This window comes from Roseateles sp. P5_E11 (genome assembly GCF_054049355.1).
In genome coordinates this window covers 1-4,739 of sequence record NZ_JBFUMO010000459.1, presented here as the reverse complement: position 1 = coordinate 4,739, position 4,739 = coordinate 1, and the positions used below count along the sequence as shown (strand labels likewise).

Annotated in this window: 6 protein-coding genes; all 6 read right to left on the bottom strand. The window is 69.5% G+C overall.

From position 1 onward, the window contains the following. On the bottom strand, positions 1-724 hold a 724-nt coding region (locus tag ACXJKR_RS24540), incomplete at its 3' end, for a hypothetical protein (protein WP_457325039.1). 104 nt (positions 725-828) lie between these two features. Continuing rightward, positions 829-1,710, bottom strand: coding sequence for a DMT family transporter (locus ACXJKR_RS24535; protein ID WP_457325038.1), 882 nt, complete (start codon positions 1,708-1,710; stop codon positions 829-831). Beyond that, positions 1,707-2,195, bottom strand: a complete 489-nt coding sequence (locus tag ACXJKR_RS24530) for a methylated-DNA--[protein]-cysteine S-methyltransferase (protein WP_457325037.1) — start codon at positions 2,193-2,195, stop codon at positions 1,707-1,709. The genes ACXJKR_RS24535 and ACXJKR_RS24530 overlap by 4 nt, the downstream gene beginning before the upstream one ends. Positions 2,196-2,304: 109 nt before the next feature. Next, positions 2,305-3,747 carry an Ada metal-binding domain-containing protein gene (locus ACXJKR_RS24525; protein ID WP_457325036.1) on the bottom strand — a complete coding sequence of 481 codons (1,443 nt, stop codon included), beginning with the start codon at positions 3,745-3,747 and terminating at the stop codon, positions 2,305-2,307. A gap of 61 nt (positions 3,748-3,808) precedes the next feature. Further along, on the bottom strand, positions 3,809-4,531 hold the full coding sequence (locus ACXJKR_RS24520; RefSeq protein WP_457325035.1) for a substrate-binding periplasmic protein: 723 nt from the start codon (positions 4,529-4,531) through the stop codon (positions 3,809-3,811). 30 nt (positions 4,532-4,561) lie between these two features. Beyond that, the coding region (locus ACXJKR_RS24515) for a LytTR family DNA-binding domain-containing protein (RefSeq protein ID WP_457325040.1) at positions 4,562-4,739 on the bottom strand (178 nt) is incomplete at its 5' end.

Here is a 4,739-nt window from a genome sequence, read left to right as displayed (position 1 = left end):
GCGTGAAGGTGATGCCGCGCAGAGTCGGGCCCTTGCGGTCCGACGGCTTGCCGTGGACTTCGCGCGAGGGGCGGTGCAGGGCGATGTCGTGCGCCGTGATCTCGACGAGGCGACCGGTCGGGTCGGCGCCGATGTAGACATGACCCTTGGCGTAGTCGACGTAGTAGGCCTTGGCACTGACCTCGCCTTCCCAGCCCGCGGACTGCAGCGGCTCGCCGTCGATGAAGACCATGTCGTTGTTGAAGCGGTGCAGCGGCGTCTTCATGCCCTCACGCTCCCGTTGCCACCAGCCCAGCGGCTGGGCCGGGAACAGCGTGGCCCATTTCGTGCGCCAGACGTTGTTGCCCAGGCTCTGCCACTCGGTCGCCATGCGCGTGCCCTTGAGCACAGGCACTTCATCCAGATAGGGCTGGATGGTGATGCCCTGGTTGAGCTGCAGCCCACCGGTGCGGTAGGTGCCGCCGCGCATGACGATGGCGTCGCCCGTGACGACGCGCGTCACTGCAGTTTCGATGGACGTGGCCTCGTTGACCGATGCGCCGGAAGCCTCGGCCTTGCCGTCTGGCGCCACGAAATAGACGTGCGGCGCCTTGGGCACCGCGTAGCGTTGCGGCACCGGACCATAAGGGCCGCCCGAGGGCTGGGCCATGGCGGTGGTGGCCAGGATCTGTGCGGCCAGCAAGCCGAGAGCGCCGATCCAGCGGCGGGATGGGAGCAAGGACATCGTGCGGTCTCCATGCGCCTGAAGGTAGCGCTACCAATTGCAATGGCGCGCACGCTATCACTGTTTGCACCGCGCCGAGGCGCCTGGAGATCCGCGGCGTGACTTCAGCGCGGCTTGGGACCCACCAGGCCCAGCGCCAGCGCAATGCCGACCAGCACGATGGCGCCACCCGCCACCATCTGGGACGTGATGGCTTCCTGCAGGAAGAGCGCCCCCCACAGGATGGCAAAGAGCGGGATGAGAAAGGTCACCGATACCGCGTTCGTCGGCCCGACTCGGCTCATCAGCMGGAAATAGAGGATGTAGGCCAGCGCCGTGCACAGGCCGGCAAGCGCCAGCGCCGAGCCCCAGGCGACGTTGCTCGGCATGGCGGCCGGCCACAGCCAGGCGGCTGGCAGCGCCAGCAGCACGGCGGCGGCGAACTGGCTGCCAGTGGCCACGGCGAGAGGAGAAACGCCGGCGAGATAGCGCTTGGTTGCGTTCGCCGCGATGCCGTAGCAGAGGGTGGCCGTCGCGCAGGCCAGCACGGCCCAGAAGCCCGAATGGTCCTCGCCGGGCTTGAAGCCGGCCTTGTCCCAGGCCAGGAAGGCCACGCCCGCAAAGCCGATGACGAGGCCGAGCACGCGCCATGGTGTCAGCCCCTGGCGCAACCAGACGAAGGCGACGACGGCCGTCCACAACGGCGTCGTCGCGTTGACGATGCTGGACAGGCCGGCCGTGATCGACAGGGCCGCGAAGGAGAACAACGCAAACGGGATGGCGCTGTTGAGCGCGCCGACGAGCAGCAAGCCCTTCCAGTGATTGCGCAGGTCAGCCAGATTGCCGCGCGCTGCCAGCAGCGGGATCAGCATGGCGCTGGCCAGGCCGACGCGCACGGCCGCCAGCGCGATCGGCCCGAACTCATGGGCCCCGAGGCGCATGAACAGGAAGGAGGCGCCCCAGAGCGCGGCGAGCAGTACCAGCTCGCCGATGTCGAAAGCCTTCATGCGGTAGCACCCTCCAGGCTCAACAGGGCCAGCTTGCGCTCCAACCCGCCGGCATAGCCAGTCAATGAGCCATCGGCGCCGACGACGCGATGGCAGGGCACAAGAACGGAGATCGGGTTGCGGCCTACTGCGGCGCCCAGCGCCCGCGCCGCACTGGCGCGCCCCAGCCGCTCGGCCAGTGCGCCATAGGTCGAGGGCTGCCCCGGAGCGATGGCCAGCAGCGCCTGCCAGACCTCGCGCTGAAAGGCCGTGCCGGCCGGGTCCAGCGGCGGCAGGTCGAAAGACTTGCCGCTGAAATAGGCCGTCAGCGCGGCTTCGGTGGCCGACAGGACGGCGTCGCTGCCGTCGTCCTCAGGCGCGTCAAGCGCGCCGGGATGGTGCTTCTGCCCGTCAAACCACAGGCCCGACAGGCCCGTGGCGCTGCGTGCGGCCGTCAGCGGGCCGAGTGGGGTTTCGATCCTGCGTTGCAAAACGTGATGGTTCATCGAGTAACTCCGATCTTTCTGATTGGCCGCGCGACTGCCGCGGAACTGGCTTTGTCAGGCCGCTGGCAGTGCCCCCTTGAGGGCGCGCGCGAAGCGCGTACGGGGTGGGTCAAGCCCTTCTCCAGAGATGAAGGACGGCGTAGCTGCGGTAGGGGCGATAGTGCTCCGCGGCTTCGAGATAGGCCTTGGGCGACAGCAACGGGCCTTCGCGGCTCAGGGCCTTGCGCAAGACAACGTCGCCGGGGGGGAAGGCGTCGGGCCAGCTCCAGCCCCGCATCAACATGTAGCCGGCTGTCCAGGGGCCGACGCCGGGGATGGCCGTCAGCTCGGCGGCAGCGGCTTCTGGTGAACCCTCGTGGCGGGCAAAGGCCAGCGTCGGCCAGGCCTGGGCCAGGGCGATGAGGCTGTCAGCACGCCGGCCAATGATGCCGAGTGACGCGATGTCGTCGCGCGTCGCCTCGGCAATGCGCTCGGGTGTGGGGAACAAGCGTTGGCAACCTTCGGGTGCGTCGGACAAGGCTTCGCCGAAACGCTCGACGAAACGGCCGGCGAGTGTGCGAGCGGCGGCCACGGTGACCTGCTGGCCCAGGACGGCGCGTACCGCCAGCTCGAAGCGGTCCAGGCAACCCGGCAGCCGCTGGCCTGCGACGGCCGCCTCGCCCAACGCAGCGGCGATGGCCTCGGGTTCGGCGTCCAGGTCCAGCCAGCGGCGCAACAGCGGCAATAGCGAGCCGACGGCAGGCCAGAGCGTGGGGGACAGTTCGACGCCGACCTCTCCCGCCTTGGCGAAGCTCACGCGCAGCCAGCCGGCATGGCGCCGGCCGGCGTGAGTCAGCGCCAGGGAGCGTGTGACGCCGCCCTCCTCCACCCGCTCAACCCCCGTGATCGCACGCGGCGCAAGAAACGCCAGCACGCCAGCCACGTCATAGGGCTGGCGGTAGCTCAGCCGCAGCCGCGACACGGGGGCCGCACCGCCACCCTCGCGCCGCAGGGCTGTGGGCTGCAGGCGGTAGTGCTCGACGAAGGCGGCGTTGAAGCGCCGCAGGCTCGCATAGCCGGCCGCGAAGGCGATCTCGCTGACGGGCAGCGTGCTGTCGGTCAGCAGGGCCTTGGCGAGCAGCAGGCGGCGCGTCTGCAGGTATTGCAGCGGTGAAACGCCGTGCTCGGCCTGAAAGATGCGGCGCAGGTGCCGGCTCGTGATGCCGAGATGGGCTGCCAGGTCTTCGACGCTGGCCTCGGCGTCATCGCAGGCATCCAGCCAGGCAGCGGCCTGCTGGGCGAGCGTTCGCGAGGCGTCCATCGTCGTCCACGGCAGGGCGCGCGGTGCCAGCTCGGGCCGGCATTTCATGCAGGGGCGAAAGGCGGCGGCTTCGGCCTGGGCCGCCGTCGAGAAAAAGCGGCAGTTCTCGCGCCGCGGCAGGCGCACCCGGCATACAGGGCGGCAGTAGATGCCGGTGGACGTGACGCCCACGTAGAGCCGCCCGTCAAAGCGCGCGTCGTGCGACTGCAGGACGGCGTAGGCGGCGTCAGGTGGGAGGGTCTCGGACAACATGCAGCCAGTCTAGGACGGGCCCCTGCCAGATCCTGGCAGTTTTCGGACATGCCCCCAGAACTTACTGGAGGTAGCGGCGGCGGATGCGGGCGACGGTGCCGTCTTCTTCAAGCTGGCGGTAGGCCGCGACCCAGCGCCGTGCCTCCGCGGCATCGAGCCCGAGCGACGCGGCCATGTAGAGCGTGGCTTCGCCGAGCGTCGTCTGCAACACGAAGAGCATGCGGGCTTGGCCATACTCGTCCATTGCGGCCTCCAGCATGGGCGTGCCGGCGTAGACGGCATCCAGCGCCTGCTCGCGCAGGAGGCGCAACAGGTCGCGGTAGTCTTTCGCTTCGACGATGGTCTTGAAGCGCTCGGCCCGCAGATTGGCCGCAATGGGTGAGCCGCGCAGCACGCCGATGCGCAGCTCACGCAACTGGTCGAGCTCCAGGCGCGACTCGGTCGCGAGGGTGTAGAGGCCGTAGCGCACCGTCATCAGCGGCACCAGCCACTGGAAGCGGGCCTCGCGGTCCGGCGTCCGCGCCAGCGGAAAGATGCCGTAGTGCCGCCCCTGCTCGACCGTGCGCACCGCGCGCGCCCAGGGGACGTAGCTGACGAGGGCCGGCCTGCCCAGGCGCTGGGCCATGGCAACGGCCAACTCGTGGGCGAAGCCGCGTGGGCCACCGCTCGCCTCCCACGCAAAGGGTGGCAGATTCCCGGCCACCCACTCCAATGGCGGCGCGGCCTGGGCCGTGCCCAGCAGTACAGCCGGGGCGAACAGCAGGCAGCGGCGGGACAACAGCATGCCCCGACTCTAAGCCGGGTGAAGGCCGTTCTACATCGCCTTGAACAGATGAACGTAGGCGCGGCTGACAGGCAGCTCGCGAGCCTGGCCGCGAATGCGCACGAAGAGCCGGCTCTGCTCGTCGCGGCGCGTGCCGGCGAGGTGGTCGAGGTTGATGATGGTGGAGCGGTGCACCTGCCAGAAGCGGTCGGGGTCCAACTGGCCACCG

What these genes read in the sequence shown, in the direction of transcription:
- ACXJKR_RS24530 (WP_457325037.1), bottom strand. Translation starts at nt 2,195, where the DNA reads ATGAACCATCACGTTTTGCAACGCAGGATCGAAACCCCACTCGGCCCG.
- ACXJKR_RS24525 (WP_457325036.1), bottom strand. Translation starts at nt 3,747, where the DNA reads ATGTTGTCCGAGACCCTCCCACCTGACGCCGCCTACGCCGTCCTGCAG.
- ACXJKR_RS24520 (WP_457325035.1), bottom strand. Translation starts at nt 4,531, where the DNA reads ATGCTGTTGTCCCGCCGCTGCCTGCTGTTCGCCCCGGCTGTACTGCTG.